The following is a 25,222-nucleotide window of genomic DNA, read 5'->3' as shown; positions in this document are numbered from 1 at the left end:
CGATTTCTTTCACAGGCGACATGGCGGGGTACGCCTGGAACGGACGATCGGATGCAACGATCTCGCGCTTCGCCGGATCGGCACGCCGTCGGAAGGGAAAACCCCGAGACCTCGCATTCGTCGCTCAGAGACCGGCAATTCGAATTACGCTGCGCTCCGGCTTTCCCGATTCCGTCCTCACCAGGAGCGTCCATGCGAGATACCAGCAGTCCCAAGGCGGGCGTGGCACGGCTGTTTTCGGTGATTCGCGAACTTTCCCAGTTGCCCGCCGGTGGCGGTGGTCTGACCCAGATCGCCCGCGCGACGGGCCTGACGCAAGCCACCACCCATCGACTGCTGCAGTCGCTCGCCGCCGAAGGCATGGTCGAGCTAGATCCGGTCCGCAAACTCTATCGGCTGGGCGTCGAGTTCTTCCTGCTCGCCATGGAGGCCAGTCATCCCGGCGAGTTGCGCCTGCTGCTGGGACGGCCCGCGCTGCGGCGTCTGAGCGCGGCGCTGGGCGAGCATGCCTACCTGTTCGTGCGCAGTGAAGGCGAGGCGATCTGCATCGATCGCAGCGAAGGCGCCAGGATGCCGCCCGTGCTCGAGCCGCCCCTGGAGATCGGCATGCGCAGTGCGCTGTCGGACCGCGGCGCCGCCACGCTGGCGATCCTGGCCTTCATGCCGATGGCCGAGCGCGCGCGGCTGCTGGGACTGCAGGCGCCCCAGGACGGCAGCACTGGCGCCGTCGGCGACCCGAGGATCGCGCTCGAGCACGTGCGCCAGGCCGGCCATGCCGAGAGCGGCGGCGGCGCCGCTCCGACCTGCGTGGCGGTGCCGATCATCGATCGAGGCGGACGCGCCGTGGCGGCGCTGATGATCGTCGCCGCGCCCGGGCGCCTGGGTCCCGAGCGTCTGCCGGTGGTGATCGACGCGCTCCAGCGCGAGGCCGGTGCCATCGGGCCGCGGCTCGCCCCCTTCGACCCCTTGCCGCAACGACCATCGCCCGCGCTGTTCGCGACGCTGCTTTAGACAACTGCCTTATTCGAAAACAGCGAATCGGTCGTTCATGGCATGAAGGACCGACCGGCCACGTCGTTCCCGCACCGGCATCCCCGTTCCCATCGCCATGAAAGAAGGCGCCATGGGCACGAAAGATCGTTTGGCAGACGCCGACCCGACGGCTAAGGTGAGGGCATGAATGCCCATCCCCCGACGACGCCCGCCGATCGCCTGGCGCCGCTGCGCGACTTCGTGGCCGCCTTCGCCCGCCTGCTCGACGGCGCGCCGGACGAGGCGGCGATCCTGCGCGACGGCGCCGTGCTGCTGCGCGAGCTGGTGGCGCGCGACGACTGGCTGCCCGAGACCCTGGCCGAGCCCGATCCGGCGCGCTACCAGCAGTACCTGCTGCATGTCGATGCGCGCGAGCGCTTCAGCGTGGTCAGCTTCGTGTGGGGGCCGGGCCAGGCCACGCCGGTGCACGACCACACCGTGTGGGGCCTGATCGGCATGCTGCGCGGCGCCGAGATCGCCCAGGCCTACGCCCCGCGCGGCCAGGGCCGCTGGCGCCCCGAGGGCGCGCCGGTGCGGCTGGCGCCGGGCGACGTCGAAGCCGTCTCGCCCGCCATCGGCGACGTGCACCGGGTACGCAACGCCTTCGACGACCGCACCTCGATCAGCATCCATGTCTATGGCGCCGACATCGGCCGCGTGCGGCGCCATGCCTATCCGGACGATGGCGATGCCAAGGTCTTCGTTTCGGGCTATACCCGTTCACTGGCGCCGGCGCTGCTCGCGGCCGCCGGTCCCGCCACCACCCCGGGGGCTGCGACCACCCCGACACCTCCTTCCCCGCGAGGCCATCCACCATGACCCTGTCCGACTCCCTCCTCGATCCGGCCGACGACCACGACGGCGACGCGCCATCGGTCCCACTGCCGGTGCTGGACGTCGCCGCCGTGCGTGCCCGCCTGCTCGCGCGCCAGGAGATCGCGCTGCTCGACGTCCGCGAGGAGGACCCTTACGCCCAGGCGCATCCGCTGTGGGCCGCCAACCTGCCGCTGTCGCGCATCGAGATCGAGGCGCAGCGCCGCATCCCGCGCCACGACACGCCGATCGTGGTCTATGGTATGCACGACGGCGTCGACCTGGCGCCGCGCGCGGCCCGGGTGCTGGCCGGACTCGGCTACGGCCGGGTGCACCTGCTCGACGGCGGCCTGGCCGCCTGGCGCGCGGCCGGCGGTGAACTGTTCCGCGACGTCAACGTGCCGAGCAAGGCCTTCGGCGAACTGGTCGAGCACGAGCGCGGCACGCCCTCGCTGTCGGCCACCGAAGTCAAGGCGCTGCTCGACGAAGGCGCCGACGTGGTGGTGCTGGACGCGCGGCGCTATGACGAGTACCGCACCATGAGCATCCCGAGCGCCACCAGCGTGCCCGGCGCCGAGCTGGTGCTGCGCGTGCGCGACCTGGCGCCCGATCCGGCGACGCGGGTGATCGTCAACTGCGCCGGCCGCACGCGCAGCATCATCGGCACGCAGTCGCTGGTGAACGCCGGCATCCCGAATCCGGTGGCGGCGCTGCGCAACGGCACCATCGGCTGGAAGCTGGCCGGCCAGGCGCTGGAACGCGAGGCCGACCGCCGCGCACCGCCGCACGCCAGCGCCGAGGCGCGTCGGCAGGCCGCGCGGGACGCCCGCCGCGTGGCCGACCGCGCCGGCGTGCGGCGCGTGGCGCTGGCGGCCCTGCCCGCGCTGACCGAGGACGCCGCGCGGCGCACCACCTATCGCTTCGACGTCCGCACGCCGGAGGAATATGCGGGTGGCCATCTGCCGGGCTTCGCCGGCGCGCCCGGCGGCCAGTTGGTGCAGGAGACCGACCACCACGCGCCGGTGCGCGGCGCGCGCATCGTGCTGGCCGACGACGATGGCGTGCGCGCCTCCATGACCGGCTCGTGGCTGGCACAGATGGGCTGGGAGGTGCACGTGCTCGATCCGGTGCCCGAGGCCGCCGCCTTCCACGAGACCGGCCTGCCACCGGCCGGCGCGGCGCCACCGTCCGGCGTCGAGGAGATCGGGCCGGCCGCGCTGGCGCTGCTGCTGAAGCGCAACGATGCCGTCGTGATTGACGTCACCACCAGCGCCAGCTACGTGCGGCGCCACATCCCGGGCGCCTGGTTCGCGATCCGCGCCCAGCTCGACCAGGCGCTCGACCGCATCGGCCCGACGCCGGTGCTGGTGCTGACCTGCGGCACCAGCCGGCTGGCGCGCTTCGCCGCCGCCGACCTGCAGCGCCTGCTGGCCGCGCGCGGCGCCGCCGACACCGAGGTCCGGGTGCTCGATGGCGGCACCTCCGCCTGGGTCGCGGCCGGGCTGCCGGTCGAGACCGGCGAGAGCCGCCTGGCCACCCCGCGCACCGACCGCTACCGCCGCCCCTACGAAGGGACCGAGGCATCGCCCGAGGCGATGCAGGCCTACCTCGACTGGGAGTTCGGGCTGGTCGAGCAGCTGGCACGGGACGGGACGCATCACTTCGGAACAGTCTGAGCGGCGGGGGATGGCAGCCTCGCTATCCTCCCGCTCGACATGCATCCTGAAACATCTTCCGCTCCCTCCTCCATCGTCCTCGACCATCCGGCGCTCGACATCGACCTGCGCTACGCGACCCCGGACAACCTCACGCGGCGACGCATCTACGACCGGCCGGTGGCCCTGCTGCGGCCGGCGGCGCATCGCGCGCTCATGGTCGCGGCCGACCTGGCATCGGCCCAGGGCCTGCGGCTGCGGATCTTCGATGCCTACCGGCCGGTCGCGGCCCAGTGGCGGCTGTGGAACGTGCTGCCCGACCCGACCTTCGTCGCCGACCCGCGCATCGGTTCCCTGCACTGCCGGGGCATCGCGGTCGACCTGACCCTGAGCGCGGCCGATGGCATGCCCCTGGACATGGGCACCGCCTTCGACGAGATGACGCCGCAGTCGGCGCACGGCCGCACCGACATCCCGCTCGAGGGCCAGCGCCACCGGGCCCTGCTGCTGGGCCTGATGGCGGCCAGCGGCTGGACGCACCATCCCGACGAATGGTGGCACTACAACCTGCCGGACTGGGACCGCTACCCGCCGCTGCGTGACGAGCAAGACGGCCGGCGGCTGATGGACCTGCCGCCGGCGGACTGAGACCCCGGCCGCCGGTCCTCGATTGGCACGGCCGATGGCCGTCGGAACTTGGCGTGGCACTTCACCGACCGAGAGCGTCCAGACGGCCTTGACGACATCCAGCGGCGCCGGCACCAGCCAGGGCAGCAGGCGCCGCCCCACCACCGCGACGAATGGCGCCAGACTGGCGCCGGCGATCCGGCGCGGATCGTCGGCATCGGTCGCGCCGGGATGACGACGACGACGCGGGAACGCGCCACCGGGTCGAGCGCGCTCGATGGCCGCGTGCGACCACTCGGCCCGCAGCAGCGCCGCTGCCGGCAGGTCGCGCACGACGAGGCGATCGACATCGCCGCCGCAGGCGGTCTCCGGCGGCATCGAGCAGGGCGGCGGAACGCGACGGCAGGGTCGGACTGCCGGCGATGAGGAGAACGGTCATCGAGAGGCGATGGAACGCGGCTGGTGGCTGGACGGAAGCCCCGGATCCCGGGCAACCCGACAGCGATCCGGAGCGATGGAGTTCCTGCGACCTCATGCCGAAAACAGATCGGCGCCATGGGCTCGATGGCGATCCGGCGCCACGCCCCGGGCGCACGGATCGGTCCGAATCGCGCCATGGGAGCGCCGTCGCGGCGCGCCGCGATGGATCATGGAGCCCGTCCTGCAACGGCGGGCCCGCGAGCGACGCTAAACTTCGCGCCGCCTGCCGTGCGTCGCACCGGCGCATCGCCTGGGCCCACGCCCGGTGTTTTCATCTCTTTCAAGGACCTCCATTGAACCGTATCGAACTCGTCCAAACCATCGCCACCCAGCACGACCTGAGCAAGGCTGAAGCGGCCCGCGTCCTGGAGACCGTCACCAGCGCCATCGTCACCGCCGTGAAGAAGGGCGACACCGTCCAGATCCTCGGCTTCGGCACCTTCAAGCAGGTCGCCCGCGCAGCGCGCACCGGCGTCAATCCGAGCACCGGCGACAAGCTGAAGATCGCCGCGGCCAAGCTGCCGAAGTTCGTGCCCGGCGCCGCCTTCAAGGCCGCCGTCGATCCGAAGGGCGCCAAGCGCAAGGCCGACAAGGCCGCCGCCAAGACGGCCGCCGCCCCCGTGACGGCCAAGAAGGCCGCCCCGGCGAAGAAGGCCGCCGCTCCGGCCAAGAAGACCAAGAAGTAAGGCGCGCGGCGGTGCCCTCCCCGCACCGCTTCGCGAACCGATCCACAGCCCCTTGCGAGGGGCTGTTTTCATGGTGGCCCGACGCGGCCGCCGGAGTGCTCCGCATGACCCTGCGACTGCTCGAGGCCGCTGCCTTCGCGGCCTGGCCGGCCGAATCCGCGTTCGACGTCCGTGGCTGGCATCTGAGGCTCGACCACGGCTACACCAAACGCGCCAACTCGGCCAACGCGACCGACCGGTCGGAACCGCTGTCCGACCTCGACATCGATGCCATCGAGGCCCGCTTCGCATCGCGTGGCCTGACGCCGGCCTTCCGCCTGCCCGACACCATCCCGGCCTCCGGGGCGATCCTGGCGCACGATGCCCGGCTGGCGCGCCGGGGCTATGCCGCCTGCGACCGGTCGCTGGTGATGACGCGCGCGCTCGCGCCGGGCGACATCGCGCGGGACGCATGCGCGAGCCGGGATCGGGATGCGGATCCACGCCTGGTGCCCGATCCGTCTGCCTGGCTCGATGCCTTCGGTGCCGTCGCGGGCCAGGGCGCCGCCGACCTGGCGGCGCACCGGGACATCCTGCGGCGCGTCGCGCAGCCGTGCGTCGGCGTCGTGGCCGGTCGCGCCGGCCAGCCGCTGGGCTGCGGCTGGAGCGTGCGCGTCGGGCCCCGGGTGGGACTGTTCGACATCGCGACCCGGGTCGGGCACCAGCGCAAAGGCCATGCCCGGCGCTGCTGCCAGGCGCTCATGGCATGGGGCGCGCGGCAGGGCGCGCGCACGGCATTCCTGCAGGTGCTGGCGAGCAACGAACCGGCCATCCAGCTGTACCGGAGCCTGGGCTTCGACATCGCGTATGGCTACGCGTATCGCGTGCTGCCGCGCCCGGACGCGTGCGGCACGCCCGGTTGACCGGACCGCTCAGCGCGCCCGCAGCAGCGCGCCGGCCTCCAGCAGCACCAGCTCGTTGTCGTCGGCCCGCACCGGGTCGCGGCTGCTGCTGAACGGCAGGTTGTTGTCGTTGCCCACCACGATGTGCGTGGCGTCCACCACGTCGACGTTCTCGATGGTGAAGAAGGGGAAGGTCAGCACGCCGCCGTTCAGCGGCTTCCTCGCCAGGTGCTGCGGATCCTGGATGTCCAGCAGGTCGAGCCAGCCGATCTTGCGCATCGGAGCGCCGACATTGGCATCGTTGAGCTCGACCTTGTAGACGCGCTTGAACTTCGCCGGGTCGGAGAAGCAGTCCGGACGCTTCACGCCCGCCGGGCAGGCCCGGTCGGCCGTGCCTTCGCCGTTGTCGCGCTCGATGATCAGGCCGGTCGTGGCATCGATCATGTTGAAGTCGCCGATGGCATGCGTGTCGGCCTCCAGCACGTACTTCCAGTGGCGGCCGGTCCAGCGTCCGGCGCCGACGTCGAACTCGAGCACGCGCAGGTACTGGTGCCCGTTGTCGAGTGCCTCGTAGCGCTTGGACACCGGGTCCCACAGCGGGCCTTCGAGCAGCGCGTAGAGCCGGCTGCCATCCGGACTGGCGGCCATGCCTTCGAAGCCCTTGGAGCGCTTGATGTCGAAGCCCGGCGCCAGCGCGTCCGGCGCCGCCGCCGTGGTGACGCCCGGATGGTCGGGCGAACGCACGACGCGGCCGTCGACCTGCGTGTCGAAGACGGCCAGCACCCGGCCGTCGAGGTCGGCCTTGATCAGGTAGGGACCGAACTCGTCGCCGATCCACAGCGCGCCGCCAGCGAACTGGAAGCTCTCGGGGTCGAAATCCGAACCCGTCAGATAGCGCTCCTGGGTACCCTCCTCGGCGATGCGGAATGGCACCCTCCGATCCGGGTCGTGCAGGAACACGGTCCTGCGGCGCGTGAACTCGCCGCTTTGGAAGTCCACCGCATAGTGGTTGAGGTAGAGCATGAAGTCCGGCGAGTTGGCCCGGCTGCCGGCGCCGTTGTCGGTCAGGATCCAGAAGGAGCCGTCGCCCATGCGCTTGATGCCGGAGTGGCCCTGCGCGGGCTGGCCCTGGAACGGCAGCGAGACGCCGGTCGGCCGGCCGCCCGAGGTGCCCTCGATGCTGCCGACCTGGTCGACCCGGCGCGCGGTCGTGAACTTGCCGCTGGTGCGCAGGTCGGCCGGCGCATGGCGCGGGGCGGGAATGAAGGTCTGCGCCGGCAGCACGGCATGGCCGGCCAGGGTGGCCGGATAGGCCTGCTGGGCCTGGACGGGAAGGAAGGCGATGCTGCAGAGCAGTGCGGCGCCGAGGGCGCCGCGGGTCGGGGAGAACATGCGTCGATGAGGGATGGCCAAGGAAGGCCGCGACGATGCGGCTCCTCCATGACACCGCCATGACGCGGCGCGGCGCGGCGCGGCTCAGTCCAGCAGCGGTTCCAGGCCCGGCGCCTGGTCGACCTCGGTCGGCTTGTAGAGCCTGTGCGCCGCCGCCGGGCCGGTGGCGTCGGTGACGACCGCCAGGCGCCAGGGATCGCCCTTGGCGGCGCCGGCGCGTTCACCGGCCGTCAGGCGGAAGCCGGTGCGGCCGGGCACGGTGCCCTTGACCGCCAGCTTCAGCAGCGTGTTGCCCTTCTTGTCGGAGACCTGGATGTCATGACCCGCGCCCTGGGCCCTGACGTCCTCGGCGCGATAGCCATAGCTGGAGAAGTGCTTCGTCAGGTAGGCGATCGCCGCGACGTCGATGTCCTCCTGCGAGACCTGCGCCGTCACCTCGAGGCGCTGGCGGGCCGGCATGCCGCCACGCTCCCGGGCCGTCTCGATCGCGGCCGCGTCGGGCTGCCAGCCACGCGCCCCACGCGCCAGCACCGCCATCTTCTCGTCGGCGTCCCAGGCCGCGACGTGCCATTCCTGGTCGTCGGCCACCCGCACCGACACCTTGGCGGCCTTGTCGGTCTCCAGTTCGGCGATGGCGACGCGGTTGGTCTGCAGCACCACCCGCAGGGGCTGGTCGTGGTCGTAGGCGCGCTTGAGCAGCCCCAGCCGGTCCTTGGCGCGCCGGATCTGCACCTCGGAGCGTTCGCCGCCGCTCAGTCGCCGCAGGGTGTCGAGCGATTCGAGGCAGAACCAGCGGCCGCCCTCGCCGATGCTCACGAATTCAGCCCAGACCGTGGCGATGATGTTGTCACCGGTGGCCAGCCAGGCCGATTCGGCGGCCTGCTGGCGGGCGTCGAACACGCCCATCTTGGCGATGATCTCGACCGGCGTGCGCTTGTCGCCCAGCAGGCGCTTCTCGTTGATGACCGCGAGGACCGCGGGGTCGACTTCTTTATCCATTCGCAAAATTTCTGTTGGGTTGCAGGGCGTTTCGAGTATGCCGCGAAGCGCCGGGTCGGCCGCGCCGCCCGCCAACGACCGGCGCAGCAGGCGCGCCAGGAACCCGCGGGTTTCCGAGTTCCCCTCTGGCCGTTGTGGAAAGGCACATTCTTTGTGTCTTCTGTGTAACATAAAGATACGCTACGGATCAGATTGCAACCTTCAGGCACGTCGAACTTCGTGACGTCCTTGGCCAGGACCGACGATGAAGAAATCAGCCCGCCTGTTCCATTTCTCGAGCCTGCAGGCCCGGCTGGGCGCCATGCTGGGTGCCCTGGTGCTGGGGGTCTCGGTCGTGCTGGCGGTGCTGCTGGCCGCCGCCGCCGAGCGGCAGGTGCTGCGCCAGAGCGCTTCCAACCTCGACGTGATGTCGCGCCAGCTGGCGCGCGAGCTGGCCACCGGCATGGATGCCTTCGCGCAGGCGGCCCTGACCCAGAGCCTGCAGGACCGCTTCCGCGATCCGGCCTCGACGCCGGCGGAGATGCGCGGCGCGCTCGACGACTTCATGCGTGCCAATCCGGCCTTCGCCTATGCGGCCGTGGTCGATGCCGGGACGGCGCGCGTGCTGGCGGCCAGCGGCGGCATCTTCGAGGGCGGCGACCTGGCCGGCCGGCCCAGCTACGAGGAAGGCAGGCGCGGCCTGTTCGTCGGCGACGTGCACGACGCGGTGCGGCTGGCCGAGCTGCTGCCGCCACCCGGCAACGGCGAGAAACTGCGCTTTCTCGATGCCAGCGCGCCGATCCGCGACGACAGTGGGCGCATCGTCCGCGTCTTCGCCACGCACATCGGCTGGCAGTGGACCGAACGGCTGCGCAACGACATCTTCGGGCCTCTGAAGGCGCTGCAGGGCGTCGAGGCGCTGTTGGTCGACTCGGCCGGCAAGGTGGTGCTGGCGGCGACACCGGACGTGCCCGTGGGCACCGTGCTGGACCCGGTGGCCGGCGCGCCGGGCGCGCGCGCCCGGCTCGTCGACTGGCCCGACGGCCGGTCCTACCTGACCGTCAGCGCCGACACCGTGCCACATGGCGCGTTCCCGGGCTTCGGCTGGCGCGTGGTGGCACGGCAACCCGCCGCCCTGGCGACGCAGGCGGCGAGCCACCTGCGGCTGGCCTTCATGCTGGCGGCCATCGTGCTGGGCTGCGGTGGCGCCGTGCTGGCCTGGTGGGCCACCGGCCGGCTGCTGCTGCCGGTGCGCCAGCTCGGCCTCCACGCCGGCGACACGCAGTGGGCCATGGGCGGCGCCACGGTCGATGGCGATCGCGCCCCGAGCGAGGTGGCGGGCGTGCGGCGGGCGATGGCGCGGATGGCGCGCACCACGCTCGACCAGACCGAGGCGCGACGCCTGAGCGAGCGCCAGTTCGCGACCCTGGCCGACTCGCTGCCCCAGCGTGTCTTCCAGGCCGATGCGGCCGGCCTGGTCGACTATGTCAACCAGGCCTGGGTGACATCGAGCGTGGACGCCGCCGCGTTGGCACGGCAACCGTTCGAGACCCTGTTCCATCCGGACTCCACGGCGATGCTGGTGCCGATCTGGCGCGACAGCCTGGCGACCGGACGGCCGCTGGCGCTGCGCTGCCTGCTGCAACCGGTGGGCCAGTCCTCGGCGCGCTGGTACGACGTCAACGCGCGCCCCCTGAGCGATGCCCTGGGCCGCGCCCGGGCCTGGATCGGCACGCTGGTCGACGTGCACCAGGTGGTCACCGACGCCCGCGACGCCGAACGGGCGCTGACGCTCGAACGCAGCGCGCGCGCCGAGGCGGAGAAGCTGGGCCAGCTGCGCGACGACTTCCTCGCCACGGTCTCGCACGAGCTGCGCTCGCCACTCAACGTGATCTCCGGCTGGTCCGAGATCCTGCGCCGCAAGGGCCAGGACAACCCGACCGCGCTGAAGGCGGCGGAGGTCATCCGCAGCCATGCGCGCCAGCAGGCCGCGCTGATCGACGACCTGATCGACATCACGGCGGTGACCGCCGGCAAGATGGTGCTGAACCTGGAGCCGGTCGACCTGGCCGCCGTGGCGGCCGAGGTGGTGTCGGCGCAGCTGCCCTCGGCCCAGCTCAAGGGCGTCGCGCTGCGCTGCCCGCCGGCCGCGCCCTGCGTGGTGCGGGGCGATCGCCGGCGCGTGTTCCAGATCATCTCGAACCTGGTGGGCAACTCGCTCAAGTTCACCGAGGCCGGCGGCTCGATCACGGTGGAGGTGAGCCGGCGGGCCGACCAGGGCGCGCTGTCGGTCAGCGACACCGGGCGCGGCATCGCTCCCCTCTTCCTGCCGCACGTGTTCGAGCGCATGCGCCAGGAGGATTCGTCGAAGACCCGCCGCACCGGCGGGCTGGGTCTGGGCCTGTCGATCGTCCAGGGGCTGGTGGCGCTGCACGACGGCACGGTCTCCGCGGCCAGCGACGGCCCGGGGCGGGGCGCGGTGTTCTCGTTCGCCCTGCCGCTGCACGCGCCGACGGCGGTGCCCCACGCGCCCGATCCGGGGCCGTCCCGGGACCTCGACGAGACCGAGCCGAGCGTGTTCGAACTGCGGGGCTGCCGGGTGCTGCTGGTGGACGACGAGCCCGATGCCCGGGACATGGCCCAGGCGGCGCTCAACAGCCTGGGCGCCGAGGTCCGCGTGGCCGGCTCCGGCGCCGAGGTGCTGCGGCTGCTGGCGACCGAGACCTGCGACGTCCTGGTCTCGGACATCGGCATGCCGGAGATGGACGGCCTGACGCTGATCCGGACGATCCGCCACCGCTGGTCGGCCGAGGCCCTCCCGGCGGTCGCCCTGACCGCGTTCGCCATGGAATCGGATCGCCAGGCCGCCCTGGCGGCGGGCTTCCAGCGCTATGTCACCAAACCGATCTCGCTGCTGCGGCTGTCGGAGGCCGTGGCCGGCGTGCGCGCGACGCATCCGGCCGCCCAGTCCGGCGACGGCTGAGCGCTGCGCGGCCGGTGGCGGGCGCGGTGGCCGGCGTCAGGCGCCGGACTTCTCGATGAAGCTGGCCAAGGCCTCGGCCGTGGGCGGGCCCCACAGCTCCTTGGCATACCACTGCGAGAACAGCACCCGCACCATGGTGCTGTCGAGTCCGCGATCGAGCTTGAGCGTCTCGCTCTCGGTCTGCGCGCGGAAGGCCTCGAACACCAGCCGGCGTTCGCGCTCGTCGAGTTCCTTGTGCACGGCCAGGGCCTCCTGGGCCCGCCCGGCGAGGAATTTCTCCATCACGCTGGGCGCCGAGGACTTGCGCGCCGGTGACGCCGTCGGCGGCGCCTGCGGTGTCTGCGCAGCCGAGGGCGGATTCTTGGCCAGGTCCTGCAGCACCCAGCGGAAATAGCCCGCCGGCGCCGTCAGGGGACTCATGCCGACGGCGCGCGAACGGGCCTCCACCCGCTCGATCGCCAGGCGCAGCTGTTCGTCGCTGTACTGGGCCACCAGATCGCTCGCATCGGCCTTGCTGAAGCCCAGGTCGATGACGCGCTGGAGCAGTTGGTCGTCGATGATGGGCGGCACCGGGAACAGCAGCGGCGTCTGCTTCACCAGCTCCACCTTGAACTGCAGCTTCTCCACCCGGCGGCCGTTCTTGTGCTCGATGAGCTCGATGGTGATGTCGGTGAGCTGGTTGACCTCGGCCATCGCCGGCTTGAGGGTGTCGCGCTTGAAGTACTTGTAGACCGGCGCGGAGTCGGCCGACAGCGGGTTGCCGGTGATCAGGCCGTGCCAGTGCTCGACCGTCTGGATGAAGGTCATCTTGGACGGATTGGTGGCATAGCGCCGGCAGATCTCGTAGAGCGCGAGGGCCGAGCCCGACTTCAGCGAGCTCTGGTAGACGATCGACAGGCGCGTGAAGGTGCTGGGCGCCATCACCTGCTCGTGCACCTCGGGCGGGAACGCGTAGCCCAGCCACACCTGGCCGGAATTCTTGTGGAAGCCTTCCGGATTGACCAGGGTCACCGACGACACCAGCCGTTCGCTCGTCCACTGGCGTCCGTTCTCCAGCTTGAGCTTGATGTTCTGCATCTCCTCCAGGACCTCCTTGAGGTTCTGCGTGTCCTTGCTGTCGTAGGCGGCATCGCGCGCCAGCTTGGCCAGGGGGATCCAGAAATACTTGCGCGAGGCCGGCGTGTCGATCGGCGCGTTGATCCCGGTCTCCTGCATGTTCTGCGCATGGAAGATCATGACGTTGAACACCTTGCGCGACAGCAGCGAGAGACTGCCCTCGACGACCCGCAGGCCGATTGCCTCGTTCGTCTTGCGGAATTCGCGCAGATTGTTCGAATCGCCGGCTGCGATCGCCACGGCGTCTGATCTGACTTTTCTGGTCACCATCGGCGGCTCATCCTTCAGCCCGTCGAACGAGGGCGAAAGGTGCAAATCTAGCAGCAATGAGCTCACCTTTGGCGCCCGACCCATGCGCAGGCCCCAGGAATGTCATCCCGGCCATGGCGCAGACCACCGGGCCTGTGGACAAGTCGGCCCGATGGGGGTCCCCGCTCGACCTCACCTGACTCCCCGAACCGACACACCTTTGGTCCCTGTGCAAGCTCACCTCGAAGGGCCTCACTCCCCGTGCGACCTCACCCAAGTCCCTGTCCAGGCTCACCTGACTCCCTGTGCAAGCTCCCCGAAACCGGCTGCAGGGCGCATGCAGACTCGATTCGACGTCGTTCAATGTATTTAAGAATTCCAAGAGTTATGAATTCAATACTCTCAAGACGCAAAGCTGAAAGCACGGCACTCCTGACACGACCGTCGACCACTCTCCAGGTTGAGAACCCCTCCAAAGTCCGGAAACCGGGGTCAGCTTGGCAGGAAAGGGGCCGTTCCCTGCGTGCATCGCGTCCGGAATGACCAAAGGTGAGGTTCCACAGGGACCTGGAACGGTCCTAAAGAGCAAGACAAGGGGCATCGGCCAGTGCCGAATCGCCTTGAGGTGAGCTTCTTCAGGGAGTCGGAGCCTGTTGACGTTCCGAAACAGCACGCCGACATGGCTTCGAAGCTCCGGAAGGCGGTCGGGAACCCTTGTACGGATGTCGAAAGGTGAGACTTTTCGGGGAGTCGGGTCTGTACGGGGTTGGCAACGACGGATCTCGAGCCTCGAGATCGGGTTCCACCGAGGAATCCAAGCCGATCGGCATCGCAAAGGTGAGCTTGTTCGGGGAGTCGGACCGTTCTGCCGGAACCTGGGAAGGGTCGTCGACCGTTGTCGATCCCTCACAGGAGGTCGAATCGCCCTCCTCCGCACGCGGAAAGCACCCTGGAACGGCTTTTCGGGGAGTTCCGACCCCTGAGTGGGGAGATGATGCAGATTTTCGTGAGGCTGGAGCTGTATCCGGGGCGAATCCGGGACGGTGAGCGCACCATCGCTGGATCTTCACCTTCGACAGCTCCCCGTAAAGGCTCACCTTGGCTTCGTCTGGCGATGCATCGCCAGGTCGAATGACGTTCGCACGGGTCTGGTGGGCCGGTGGCCCCTGGTCCGCGGCGACCGGATGCGTCCAGTGACCGCCAGGCCTCCCCGTGGAAGCTCACCTTTGGCATCCATCGACGCCATCCGGGCACGATGGCGTGGTGGAGTGACCGCTCAGTCCGGTGTCTTGAACTGGCGTCGCAGTGCCGTCACCAGCGCCGTCCGATCGCGCGCATCCGTCAGGACCACCTCCAGCAGCACCTTGCCGGAATCCCATTCCTTCAAGGAACCGATCAGTTGCCCTTCCTGATGGATCTTGTACTGGCGCGATGTCTCCTTGCGCTTGCGTTGCTCGCCGGTTTCCAGCTTGGCGCGGATGGCCGCCACCTGGCGCGTCGAGAGATCCTCGCTCAGGATGCGGTCGATCAGTCCGACGAGTTCGCCTTCGGACATCTTCTTGGCGGCCATGGTGAGCTCGTAACCGGTGAACACCCCGAACTTCTCGGGCCGCTCCCTCATCCGGTCGAGGGCGGCGGCGGGCAGCTGGAGCAGGGACAGCGACTTGTTGACCGTGGTCGGCGAGACACCCAGGAGCTCCGCGATCTGGCCCTCGTTCTTGACCACCTGCTGATCGAGCAGCTTGCGCCAGGCCAGGGCATTGTCGAGCGCGCTCTGGGCACTGCGCTCCTCGTTGAGCATCCAGCTCAGGCGGTAGAGCTCGGCATCGCTTTCGGAGGGCCTGATCTCCAGGTCCAGATGGGGAAGACCCGCCGCGACCGCCGCCTTCTTGCGGTAATGACCATCGATCAGCAGGTAGTGGCCGGGCAGACGAGGATGCTCGACGGCGGGCGCCACCACGATCTGGCCATGGGTGGCGATCGAAGCCGCCAATTCCTTGATCACATTGGAATCGTAGATCGTCCTTGCATTCAGAGGATTGTCATGAATGCGATCGAGAGCGACCCGAATGACGCGCCTGGCGCCATGGCCGCTCGCGCCGCCATCGCTTTCAGCGCTGAAAGATGCCGATGTCACACGCTCCGGTGGCACGGCCAGGCCGGCCGGACGCTTCATCAGCACCGCATCGGCGGTCGCGAACCGATCCTCCACCGATTTTTTCTCCGCCGACAACGTCGCGCGCATGGCGCTCTTCCGGTCGAATTTCTGATTCACGACGTGGCTCCTTTCTTGCGGGCGGGAAGCTTAAGAAGCTTCAGGACCTGATCGGTCATGGCTTCGACTTCATCCACGGCGGCCTTCGACCGCGCGACCAGGTGGACGGTGGATCCGATGATCTGTGCCTCGCGGAAGGCGGCACGCGATCCGAGCGAAGCCTCCAGCAGGGGAAAGTCCTTGTCCTCCTGCAGCAGCTCGATCAGATCGCGTGCCAGCGAGGTCGACTTCTGGACCATGTTGGCGACCACCCGGGCTACCAGTGACTCGTTGGTGGCCTGGGCGGCTTCCGCCAGTCGCTTGGCGGATTCGGCGGCCCAGATGTCGGCAGGGCTGGGCACCACGGGAATCAGGGCGAGATCCGAGACCAGCATGGCCGAGGTGGGCGCAGCGGAACTCATGGCTGGCGGACAGTCGATGAATATCGCATCGAAATTTTCCATGTGGTTTCTGACTTCCCTGTGCATCTTGCCCTCCATGGGAGCCAGACTGATCACGGACGCCGGAAATGCCCGCTCCTCCGGCGCCGCGCTGGCCCATCGACTGGCCGTGCCTTGCGGATCCATGTCGACGACCAGGCATGAGTAGCCACGAAAGGTCAGCGCACCCGCCAGACTCATCGCAATGGTGGTTTTTCCACACCCGCCCTTCTGATTGAAGATGGTGATCACTTTGGCTGTCATCGAGAAGGTTCCCTGTCGGCTGGGCTTTCAGCGCTGAAAGCGGTTCAAGAAAGAGGTTTCGTGCTTGTATCGCAAGCACGGCGCCGGCGGATCTTAGCGATTTCGATCGATGTTTCTTGTGGAAATTTCTGTTCACTTGACCGGTTCATCGAATCTGGATACTCAAAAAGATCGCAGTCACCTGCCAGGCGGCAGCGTGCGGGTGGAGGCAACACATGGACTGCGAGCGACCCAAGCGGCGACCCGAATGGCGACCCGAGCAGAGGTGCGGGGCCTCGACCAGCGACCACCGATGGATGAACGCAGCCTTGCAGGGCATCGAGTCCGGCGCGCGCACAGGTCCTCCAACGCGTCAAAGCGCAGCTCACCATAGGCCGCGTCACCTGGCGATCATGAAGATGGCGCCCGCCGTGGAGCAGGGAAATCGTGCGCTCGACCATTGAATGGGTGGCAAGCACCAAGCACCAAGCAGCAAGCAGCAAGCAGCAAGCAGCAAGCAGCAAGCAGCAAGAACAGGGGACAGCAGCCACCGAACAGAAAGCAGGGGACCGCCGACTTCGTGCGCTGGACGACACCAGAGCTCCGCCAGGCCCTCTCGCATCAGCGGGATCTTTCAGCGCTGAAAGGACCGAGCCCGTACTTCAGGCGCCATGATGCGGCGGCGCCAGTGACCGCACGCATCGATCACGTCCCATCGCAGCCGTGTGCATCGAAGTCCACGACTCCTCCCAACCGTTGCGTGCCCTGTTCCTCCTGCATGCCGGCCCTGAGATGGACTTCCCCTTCATCCGGCCTTCCATTGGCACCCTCCATCCTCGACGCGACTGGACTGGACTGGACTCGTCGCACCGACGAAAACAAGACATGCGTGCCTGGACACCGGTCCTGACCACACGCTCGAGCGTGCCGAATGTGCCGCATCGGTTTCCCACAGGTCTCGGCCGATCCACCCGCGCCGATGTCCGACGTCCGGTGATGTCGCCACGATCCGCAGGGGCATCGTCCCGGGGGTGTCACAGGTCTCCATTCCAATGCGGCATCGGATCCCGTGGCGTGGTCATCCGCATCGCATCCGGATGTGGTCGTGGACGGCCGGCCGTTGCCCGGCCGACCCAGGACGCGGCCGACACCCGGGACCGCCCGACGGAGTCGCCCGCGCCGACGAGGATCGTCACGTCGCCAGATCGCATCATCCTTTCCATGAATCCAATGAATTTTCTGAAGAAATCAATTCCGCTGTGGCCGATCCTGCTCTTCGCCGGCACGTCGGCCGCGCAGTCCAATGTCACCGTCTTCGGCATCCTCGACACCTCGCTCGCGCACGTCCGGACCGACACCGGCGCCGTCACCGGACTGGCCAGCGGTGGCGTCTCGAGCAGCCGCCTCGGTTTTCGCGGCACCGAGGACCTGGGAGGAGGGCTCACTGGCGGCTTCTGGCTGGAGGCGGGCCTCAATGGCGACAACGGCAACGCGAGCGGTTTCCAGTTCGACCGCCGCGCCACGCTCAGCCTGTCGGATCGGCGCCTGGGTGAACTGCGCCTGGGCCGCGACAAGATCCCGGCCTATCTCAACATCGAGACCTTCGACCCGTTCAACGACATCGGCATCGGTGGCATCGGCGGCTCCAACCTCGTCGGCGGCGCATCGGCGGCGCCGGGCACGGCCGAGGGCAGCGCGCCCAAGCGCACCTCCAATGGCATCAACTACCTGCTGCCCAGTCGGCTCGGGGGCTTCTATGGCCAGCTGCAATACGCCTTCGGGGAACAGGCGCGCAATGTCGGCAACGCGTCGCTGCGCGACACCGCCGCCCTGCGGCTGGGCTACAAGGCCGGCGCGCTGGATGTCGCCATCGGCCATGGCCGCGTGCGCGGCGGCACTACCGCCATCGGCGTCGACTACGACGCCACCAACATCGGCGCCTCCTACGATCTGGGCGCCGTGAAGCCGATGGCGGTGTTCGCGACCGAGCGGGGCGCTGGCCGACGTGTCGATCTGCTGAGCGTGGGCGCGACGGTATCGGTGGGTGCCGGCGAGTGGCGCGCCGCGTACAGCACGTTCCGCCGCAAGGACCTCGACGATGCCGATTCCCGCAAGCTCTCGCTCGGCTACGGGCACGACCTGTCCAAGCGCACGCAGCTCTATGCCACGGTGTCCCGGGTCGACAACGATGCGCGCGCGACGCGTGGCCTGACGGTGTCGTCGTCGTCGCTGGCGAGCCCGGGCATCGCCGCCGGCAGCCACGTGACCGGCTACGAGATCGGCGTGCGCCACGGCTTCTGAACGCGCCGCGTCAGCGGGTCCAGCGGCGCAGTCCCAGATCCTCGGCCAGATGGCGATAGCCGGCGATGCGTTGGGCGACGAAATCGTCGAGCGCGGCGCCGGTCAGGGCGAAGGGATGCAGGCGATGCCGTCGCAGCAGCGCCGGAAAGCCGGGCGCTTCGGTGGCCTCGCGGAAGGCGCGCGCCCAGGCGCGCTGGCTCGCGACGGCCATGTCGGCGCCGGCATAGAGGCCGCGCACGGTCGGCCACGCCAGGTCGACCGACTGTTCCCGCGCCGTCGGGACGCCAGCCAGCCCGCCGCCCAGGCGCTGCTCCGACAGCACCGCCAGCAAGCGCACCGCCGCGCCGCCATCGATGGCCTGCAACGCCTCCGCCGCATCGCCGGGGAAGACGTCGACGTGCCGGCCCTGCAGGGCCCGCAGGGCATCGCCGCCGCCCTCGAAGGCGACGAAACGCAGGGTCCGGGGATCGCGTCCCGCGTGGCGCACCAGCAGGGCCGCCTTGACCCAGTCCTGGCTGCCGACGGTGCCACCGGCACCGAACACCAGGTCCGTCGTGCGCTCGCGCAGCGCCCGGATCAGGTCCTGGAGGGAGCGGAATGGCGAATCGCGATGCACGGCGACGACGCCGAAGTCGCAGCCCAGCGTCGCGATCCAGCGCACGGCGGTCTCCGCATGCGGTCCGAAGCGGCCCTGGGCCAGGTTCAGCAGCGAGCCGCTGGAGAACGCCACGAGCAATCCATCGCCGCCCAGTCGGCCGCTGGCGACGCGGTCGAAGGCCAGCGCGCCGATGCCGCCCGGCATCGGCCGCCCGTGGAGTGGCGGGCGCGACGGCCGCACCCGCTGCAGCGCGTCGTTGGCCAGGGCGCAGGTGAGTTCGAACCCGCCGCCAGCCCGCGCCGGGATCACGCATTCGGCGGCACCCAGGCTCGGATCGTCGGCCGCCGATGCCACCGGTGCCACCGGTGGGAGACCCGATGCCATCAGCACGGAAGCGGTGCCGAGCAGGCGCCGCCGCGACCAGGCCATGGAAGCGTTCATGCATCGACCTCGCGCGCCGGCGTGTCGGTGCCGGCCACCGGCCACCACAGCTCGGCCCGCAGACCCGGCGCGTCGGTGCGCGGCCGCAGGTCGAGTCCGCCGTGATGACGCTGGGCGATCGAACGGGCGATGGCGATGCCCAGGCCGGCGCCGCCCGCGCCGGCACGCGGCCCGCGCCGGAAGCGCTGTCCCAGCGCGGCGCATTCGGCCGGACTGAGGCCGGGTCCGCTGTCCTCCACCGTCAGCCGGCAGACGGCGCCATCGCGCGCCGCGTAGAGCGTCACGATGCCCTGAGGCGGCGTGTGGGCGAGGGCGTTGGCCACCAGGTTGCTCAGCGCCTCGCGGATCAGGACCTCGTCGCCGCGCGCGCCGATCCCGCCGGCGGGCGCCTGGATGCCCAGGTCGATGCGGCGCTCCCGGGCCCGGGGCAGCCATTCGATCGCCAGGTCGCGCAGCAGCACGGCCAGATCGAGCCCGACCGGCTCCAGCGCCACGGTGTCGGAGCGGCCGAGCGCCAGCAGCTGCTGCGTGCTGCGCGTGATGCGTCCGATCTCCGCGCCCATCGCCGCCAGCGTGTCGCCGATGGTCTCCGCGTGCGAGGCACGTTGCGCGTAGTCGATCTGCATCTGCAGGGTGGTCAGGTGGGTGCGCAGCTGGTGCGAGGCATCGTCGAGGAACTGGCGCTGCTGCGCCAGCAGCGCCTGCGTGTCGCCCATGTGCCGGTTGACGGCCGCCACCAGCGGCCGCAGGTCGGCCGGCAGGCTGGTGACCTCGATGCGGGTCAGGTCGTCGCTGCGACGGGCCTGCACCTCGCGCGCCAGTCGCGTCAGCGGCCGCAGCGCCGCCGTCAGGGCCAGCGCCGTGGCGCCGAACAGCACCAGCAGCAGCACGCCGTCGCGCAGTGCCGCGGCGCGCACGAAGCGACGCGTGAAGGCCTCGCGCGAGCGCGTGCTCTCGCCGACCTGGATCAGCACCGTGCGGGCATCGCCGCCGCCATGGCCACCGCTGCCGCGATGGCCATCCGATCGATCCAGCACGCGGCGCAGCGCCGCCACGCGGATCGCCTCGCCGAAATAGGTGGCGTCGTAGAACACCGCCGCGCCCGGCCGGGCCTCGCGTGGCGGCAGCGGCAGGTCGGCGCTGCCGAGCTCGACCAGGCCGTCGGAGGTGGCGACGCGGAAGTGCACCTGGCCGCTGGCGGTCAGCTCGAAGAATTCGAACATCGTGTAGGGCAGCTCGACCGACACGCCCCCGGAGGCGGTCGAGATGTTGGCGTCGATCGAGCGCAGCGCGCCCGCCAGGGAGCGGTCGTAGGCGGCATCCGCGGCCGACAGGGCATCGGCATGCGTCAGGCGCAGGCTCATGGCGGTGACGCCGAGCAGCGCCGGCAGCAGCAGCAGCGCCAGCCGCTGCCGCAGGCTGGCCCGACCCAGCCACATGGCGACATCGCGCCAGGTCCGTGATCTGCGTCGCTCCCGTCGAGCCCCGGTCGCCACCGGCACCGCGCGCCTCAATCGGCTTCCAGCGCGTAGCCCATGCCGCGCAGGGTCGTGATGCGCACGCCGCGCCCGTCCAGGCGCTTGCGCAGCCGGTGCACGAAGACCTCGACCGCCTCGGGATGCACCTCCTCGTCGTCCGGGAACACGCGGTCCAGGATCTGCTGCTTGGACAATGGCTCGCCGCTGCGCTGGGCCAGCACCCGCAGCACCGACAGCTCGCGTGGCGGCAGCGGCAGCGGCTCGCCGCCCAGCAGGAACTGGCGCCGCGCATGGTCGTAGACCAGCGGCCCGCAGGCCACGCGCGGATGCTCGGTGCCGCGCGCGCGCCGCACCAGGGCGTGCAATCGCGCTTCGAGTTCGGCCAGCGCGAACGGCTTGGCCAGGAAGTCGTCGGCGCCGGCGTTGAGCGAGGCGACCCGCTCGGCCAGCGAGTCGCGCGCCGTCAGGATCAGGGTCGGCAGGCGCTGGTCGCGCTGGCGCAGACGCTGCAGCACGGTGTGGCCGTCGAGCCCGGGCAGGCCGAGGTCGAGCACCAGCGCGTCGTGGTCGCGCTGCTGCAGCGCGCGGTCGACCAGCCGTCCATCGTCGACCCACTCGACCTGGATGCCGGTCTGCTCGAGCGCCTTGCACAGCCACGTGCCCAGCACGTGCTCGTCTTCGGCCAGCAGGATGCGCATGCGGATCGCGGGCGGGATGCCGATGGGATGGACGTATCAGTCGGGCTTGATGTTGGCGCGGGCGATGACCTTCTTCCAGCGCTCCTGTTCGACCGCGATGAACCGGGCGAACTCCTGGGGCGTGCCGCCGATCGATTCCGCCGCGTCGCCGCGCAGGCGCTCCAGGGCCGCGGGGGCCCTGACCGCCTTCATGGTGGCCTCCGACAGCTTCGCCAGGTGGGCCGGCGCCATGTTGGCTGGCGCCAGCATGCCGTACCACTGCGTCATCTCGAAGCCCGGGAAGCCCTGCTCGGCGACGGTCGGCACATCCGGCAGCTGCGGCAGCCGCTGGGCCGAGCCGGTCGCGATGCAGCGCACCTTGCCGGACTTGATGAATGGGATGATCGCCGCCGCGCCGATCGCCGAGGCCTCGAGCCGGCCGGAGATCAGGTCGGTGAGCATCGGTCCGGTGCCGCGATAGGGCACGTGCAGCATGAAGACGTTCGAGGTCATCTTCAGGTACTCGAACGCCAGGTGCCCGGCGCTGCCGTTGCCGGCCGAGCCATAGCTGAGCTTGCCGGGCCGCGCCTTGGCATAGGCGATGAATTCGACCAGGTTCTTCACCGGCACGTCCGGGTGCACCACGTAAAGGCTGGGCACCTTGGCCAGCAGGCTGACCGGCTTGAAATCCTTGTTGGCGTCGTAGGGCAGCTTGGCGAAGATGTAGGGATTGACCGCCAGCGTGCCGATGTGGCCGAGGATCAGGGTGTGCTGGTCGTCGCTGCGGGCGACCTCGGACATGGCGATGTTGCCGGCCGCGCCCGGCTTGTTGTCGACATAGACGCTCTGGCCCAGCAGGCCGGTGAGCTCGTTGGCGGTCGAGCGGGCCACGATCTCCGAGCTGCCGCCCGGCGCGAACGGCACCACGAAGCGGATCGATTTCGAGGGCCAGGCGGCCTGCGCGAGGGCGGGGGCGCCGAGCAGGCCGCCCGCGCCCAGGGCCCCGGCCGCGTGCAGGAGGTGGCGGCGCGTGAGGCGTGCGGAATCGGGGGCGCTGGATCGGTCGATGGGCATGGAGTCTCCGGAGTTCTGGGCAAGGGCGCGAATGATGCGCCGGTTCGGCTTTCCGGAAGCTGTCAACCCGCCGCGCCGCGCGGCATCGCGTCTCGGTCGCCGCGCACCCGGTCGGCCGATGGGACGGCGGCCATCAGCTCGCGCGTGTAGGCATGGCGCGGTGCGCCGAACACCGCCTCGGCCACGCCCTGCTCGACCAGCCGGCCGCGCTGCATCACGCCGACGTGGTCGCACATGTGGCGGATGACGGCCAGGTTGTGGCTGATGAGCAGGTAGGTCAGGCCGAATTCGTCCTGCAGGTCGCGCATCAGGTTCAGCACCTGCGCCTGGACCGAGACATCGAGCGAGGAGGTCGGCTCGTCGCAGACGATGAACTCGGGCCGGCTGGCCAGCGCGCGCGCGATGGCGATGCGCTGGCGCTGACCACCGGAGAACTGGTGCGGGTACTTGCGCGCGTCGTCGGGCGACAGGCGCACGCGACGCAGGGCCTCGGCCACGCGCTCGGCGGTCTCCTCGGCGCTGCCGGCCAGGCCGAGCACCTCGACCGGCTCGGCGATCAGCCGGTCCACGCGCCAGCGCGGATCGAGGCTGGCATAGGGATCCTGGAAGATCATCTGGAAGCGCCGCCGCACGGCGTCGACCCGGGCCGTGTCGCTCCAGCGGTCGATGCCGTCGAAGAGCACGCGCCCGGCGGTGGGTCGGGTGAGACCGGCGATCATCCGCGCCACCGTCGACTTGCCCGAGCCCGACTCGCCCACCAGCCCGAAGGTGGTGCCACGCGCGATCTCGAAGCCGACGCCATCGACCGCGCGCAGCACCTGCCTCGGCTGGCGCGCCAGGGTGCGCGCCAGCCAGCCGGCCGACAGGTCGAACTCGCGCGCCAGGTCCTGCACCTGGAGCAGCGGGCGCTCCTGCGACCCGGCTGGCGCGGGTGGGACGGCCGACGCGGCTCCGACGGCTGGCGCCGGCGGCCGGGCGACGGCGTCGGTGGCGCCATCGGCCGCGATGTCGCCGCCGATCTCGGGCACCGGCAGGCGGCGCAGGCGCCGGTGCACCGGCGGAATGGCCGCCATCAGCGCGCGGGTGTAGGGTTCGCGCGGATGGTCGAGCACCTCGCGCACGGCCCCGGTCTCCAGCACGCGGCCGCGATACATCACCATCACGCGATCGGCCGCCTCGGCGATCACGCCCATGTCGTGCGTCACCAGCATGGCGGCGGTGCCGCGCTCGCGGCAGACGCGGCGGAACACCCGGATCACCTGCGCCTGCACCGAGACGTCGAGGGCGGTGGTCGGCTCGTCGGCGATCAGCAGTTCCGGCTCGGCGCACAGCGCCAGCGCGATCGCCACGCGCTGGCGCATGCCGCCGGAGAACTGGTGCGGATACTGGTCGAGGCGGCTGGCCGGGTCGGGGATCTCGACATCGGCCAGCAGTTCGATGGCGCGCCGGCGGGCCGCCGCGGCCGACAGCGGCAGGTGCAGGCGCAGGGTCTCGGTCAGGTGGCGGCCGATGGTCAGCACCGGGTTCAGGCTGGTCAGCGGATCCTGGAACACCATGCCGATGCGCCGTCCGCGCAGGCGCCGCAGCGCCTCGCCGCGCAGGGTGTCGATGCGCTCGCCCTGGAGTTCGATGGTGCCGGCGGTGAGGCGGCCGGGCGGCTCGATCAATCCGATCACGGCATTGCCGGTCATCGACTTGCCGGCGCCGGACTCGCCCACCACGCCGAGGATCTCGCCCGCGGCGATGTCGAACGACACGTCCTGCAGCACCTGCACCGTGCCGCGATGGGTGTCGAAGGCCACGCCCAGGTCGCGGACCCTGAGCGTCGGAACCGGTGCGCTGGAGATGCCGTTCATTGGAGCTTGGGATTGAGTGCGTCGCGCAGCCAGTCGCCCACGAGGTTGACCGACAGCGCCAGGGCCAGCAGCACGAGGGCCGGGAACAGCAGGATCCACCATTCGCCCGAGAACAGGAAACCCTGTCCGATGCGGATCAGCGTGCCCAGCGAGGGCTGCGTCGGCGGCAGGCCGACGCCCAGATAGGACAGCGTGGATTCGGTGACGATGGCCAGCGCGAAGCTGATGGTGGCGATCACCAGCACCGGCGCCAGCAGGTTCGGCAGGATGTGACGCGCCAGGATCGCGGTGCGCGAGCGACCGATGATCTGCGCCGCCGCCACGTAGTCCTTGTGCTTCTCGACCCGCACCGCGCCCCGCACCGTGCGGGCGTACTGCACCCAGTCCGACAGGCCGATCGCCAGCACGATCACGTAGATCGCCATGTCGTCGCGATAGCCCGCGGGCAGGGCGCCGCGCGCGATGCCGAAGATCAGCAGCGCCACCAGCAGCACCGGGAAGGTCAGCTGGATGTCGGCGACGCGCATCACCAGCGTGTCGAACCAGCCGCCCGCGTAGCCCGCCAGCAGGCCCAGCGGGATGCCGATGGCCAGCGACAGCGCCACCGCCGAGACGCCCACCAGCAGCGACATCCGCAGGCCGTAGAGGATGGCCGAGAAGACGTCGCGGCCCTGGTCGTCGCTCCCCAGCGGATAGGTGCCGCCGCCCAGGCCCGCCGCGCCGGGGCGCGTGAAGGCATCGATCAGTTCCAGCCCGGCCGGGTCGAACGGGTTCTGCGGCGCGATCCAGGGCGCCAGCACGGCCGCGACGAGCAGCAGCGCCAGCACCGCGACGGCGACCTGGACGCCGCGCGAACGCGCGAAGCTGCGCAGGACCGGGGAGTCGGCGTTGCGCCATCGCGGGCGCGGCGGCGGGAGGTCGGAGCGGGGTGTCGGCGAAGGCATGGGCGATGGGATGGATGTCTCGGG

General features: G+C 70.2%; 20 protein-coding genes. 9 read left to right on the top strand and 11 right to left on the bottom strand.

Annotation, left to right across the window (positions count from 1 at the left end):
* Positions 1-192 precede the first annotated feature (192 nt).
* The 7 genes from AC1MLT_RS19810 (at position 193) to AC1MLT_RS19780 (ending at position 6,195) form a co-directional block, all read left to right on the top strand.
* The gene (locus AC1MLT_RS19810) at positions 193-1,011 is read left to right on the top strand and encodes an IclR family transcriptional regulator (protein WP_481035927.1); all 819 of its coding nucleotides are present in this window, start codon (positions 193-195) and stop codon (positions 1,009-1,011) included.
* A gap of 165 nt (positions 1,012-1,176) precedes the next feature.
* The gene (locus tag AC1MLT_RS19805) at positions 1,177-1,851 is read left to right on the top strand and encodes a cysteine dioxygenase family protein (RefSeq protein WP_481035926.1); all 675 of its coding nucleotides are present in this window, start codon (positions 1,177-1,179) and stop codon (positions 1,849-1,851) included.
* Positions 1,848-3,521, top strand: coding sequence for a rhodanese-related sulfurtransferase (locus tag AC1MLT_RS19800; RefSeq protein ID WP_481035925.1), 1,674 nt, complete (start codon positions 1,848-1,850; stop codon positions 3,519-3,521). The genes AC1MLT_RS19805 and AC1MLT_RS19800 overlap by 4 nt, the downstream gene beginning before the upstream one ends.
* A 39-nt stretch (positions 3,522-3,560) precedes the next feature.
* Positions 3,561-4,148, top strand: coding sequence for a D-alanyl-D-alanine dipeptidase (ddpX, locus tag AC1MLT_RS19795; RefSeq protein WP_481035923.1), 588 nt, complete (start codon positions 3,561-3,563; stop codon positions 4,146-4,148).
* Between the two features lie 48 nt (positions 4,149-4,196).
* Complete coding sequence (locus tag AC1MLT_RS19790; RefSeq protein ID WP_481035922.1) at positions 4,197-4,553, top strand: hypothetical protein; 357 nt, start codon at positions 4,197-4,199, stop codon at positions 4,551-4,553.
* Positions 4,554-4,900: 347 nt separating this feature from the next.
* Positions 4,901-5,293, top strand: a complete 393-nt coding sequence (locus AC1MLT_RS19785) for an HU family DNA-binding protein (RefSeq protein WP_481035921.1) — start codon at positions 4,901-4,903, stop codon at positions 5,291-5,293.
* A gap of 104 nt (positions 5,294-5,397) precedes the next feature.
* A complete protein-coding gene (locus AC1MLT_RS19780) occupies positions 5,398-6,195 on the top strand; it encodes a GNAT family N-acetyltransferase (RefSeq protein WP_481035920.1) in 798 nt (265 codons plus the stop codon).
* 9 nt (positions 6,196-6,204) lie between these two features.
* Here AC1MLT_RS19780 and AC1MLT_RS19775 read toward each other — a convergent pair whose 3' ends face one another.
* Positions 6,205-7,566, bottom strand: a complete 1,362-nt coding sequence (locus tag AC1MLT_RS19775; RefSeq protein WP_481035919.1) for an esterase-like activity of phytase family protein — start codon at positions 7,564-7,566, stop codon at positions 6,205-6,207.
* 84 nt (positions 7,567-7,650) lie between these two features.
* Positions 7,651-8,565 carry a protein NO VEIN domain-containing protein gene (locus tag AC1MLT_RS19770; RefSeq protein WP_481035917.1) on the bottom strand — a complete coding sequence of 305 codons (915 nt, stop codon included), beginning with the start codon at positions 8,563-8,565 and terminating at the stop codon, positions 7,651-7,653.
* Between the two features lie 244 nt (positions 8,566-8,809).
* Between AC1MLT_RS19770 and AC1MLT_RS19765 the strand changes: the two genes are divergently transcribed.
* Positions 8,810-11,527 carry a hybrid sensor histidine kinase/response regulator gene (locus AC1MLT_RS19765; RefSeq protein ID WP_481035915.1) on the top strand — a complete coding sequence of 906 codons (2,718 nt, stop codon included), beginning with the start codon at positions 8,810-8,812 and terminating at the stop codon, positions 11,525-11,527.
* A 36-nt stretch (positions 11,528-11,563) separates the two neighbouring features.
* On the opposite strand, the gene AC1MLT_RS19760 is transcribed toward AC1MLT_RS19765, so the two are convergent.
* From AC1MLT_RS19760 to parA, 3 genes are all read right to left on the bottom strand, one after another.
* Positions 11,564-12,913: a RepB family plasmid replication initiator protein gene (locus tag AC1MLT_RS19760; protein ID WP_481035914.1), complete on the bottom strand. Its 1,350-nt coding sequence runs from the start codon at positions 12,911-12,913 to the stop codon at positions 11,564-11,566.
* 1,255 nt (positions 12,914-14,168) lie between these two features.
* On the bottom strand, positions 14,169-15,137 hold the full coding sequence (locus AC1MLT_RS19755) for a ParB/RepB/Spo0J family partition protein (RefSeq protein ID WP_481035912.1): 969 nt from the start codon (positions 15,135-15,137) through the stop codon (positions 14,169-14,171).
* Between the two features lie 26 nt (positions 15,138-15,163).
* Positions 15,164-15,850: a ParA family partition ATPase gene (parA, locus tag AC1MLT_RS19750; protein WP_481035910.1), complete on the bottom strand. Its 687-nt coding sequence runs from the start codon at positions 15,848-15,850 to the stop codon at positions 15,164-15,166.
* A gap of 1,209 nt (positions 15,851-17,059) precedes the next feature.
* Between parA and AC1MLT_RS19745 the strand changes: the two genes are divergently transcribed.
* Positions 17,060-18,130, top strand: coding sequence for a porin (locus AC1MLT_RS19745; protein WP_481035909.1), 1,071 nt, complete (start codon positions 17,060-17,062; stop codon positions 18,128-18,130).
* A gap of 10 nt (positions 18,131-18,140) precedes the next feature.
* Here the strand turns inward: AC1MLT_RS19745 and AC1MLT_RS19740 are convergent, their stop codons facing one another.
* The 6 genes from AC1MLT_RS19740 to AC1MLT_RS19715 all read right to left on the bottom strand — a co-directional run bounded on the left by AC1MLT_RS19740 (position 18,141) and on the right by AC1MLT_RS19715 (position 25,198).
* A complete protein-coding gene (locus AC1MLT_RS19740) occupies positions 18,141-19,169 on the bottom strand; it encodes a Bug family tripartite tricarboxylate transporter substrate binding protein (protein WP_481035908.1) in 1,029 nt (342 codons plus the stop codon).
* Positions 19,166-20,608, bottom strand: a complete 1,443-nt coding sequence (locus tag AC1MLT_RS19735) for a sensor histidine kinase (protein WP_481035907.1) — start codon at positions 20,606-20,608, stop codon at positions 19,166-19,168. Before AC1MLT_RS19735 ends, AC1MLT_RS19740 begins: the two co-directional genes overlap by 4 nt.
* A 71-nt stretch (positions 20,609-20,679) precedes the next feature.
* Positions 20,680-21,345, bottom strand: a complete 666-nt coding sequence (locus tag AC1MLT_RS19730) for a response regulator (protein WP_481035906.1) — start codon at positions 21,343-21,345, stop codon at positions 20,680-20,682.
* A 36-nt stretch (positions 21,346-21,381) separates the two neighbouring features.
* On the bottom strand, positions 21,382-22,398 hold the full coding sequence (locus tag AC1MLT_RS19725; protein WP_481035905.1) for a Bug family tripartite tricarboxylate transporter substrate binding protein: 1,017 nt from the start codon (positions 22,396-22,398) through the stop codon (positions 21,382-21,384).
* A gap of 62 nt (positions 22,399-22,460) precedes the next feature.
* On the bottom strand, positions 22,461-24,254 hold the full coding sequence (locus AC1MLT_RS19720; protein ID WP_481035903.1) for a dipeptide ABC transporter ATP-binding protein: 1,794 nt from the start codon (positions 24,252-24,254) through the stop codon (positions 22,461-22,463).
* Positions 24,251-25,198: an ABC transporter permease gene (locus AC1MLT_RS19715; protein WP_481035901.1), complete on the bottom strand. Its 948-nt coding sequence runs from the start codon at positions 25,196-25,198 to the stop codon at positions 24,251-24,253. Before AC1MLT_RS19715 ends, AC1MLT_RS19720 begins: the two co-directional genes overlap by 4 nt.
* Positions 25,199-25,222: the final 24 nt, after the last annotated feature.

Source organism: Variovorax sp. PEI5 (genome assembly GCF_056679935.1).
This window is presented reverse-complemented; position numbering and strand designations above follow the sequence as displayed.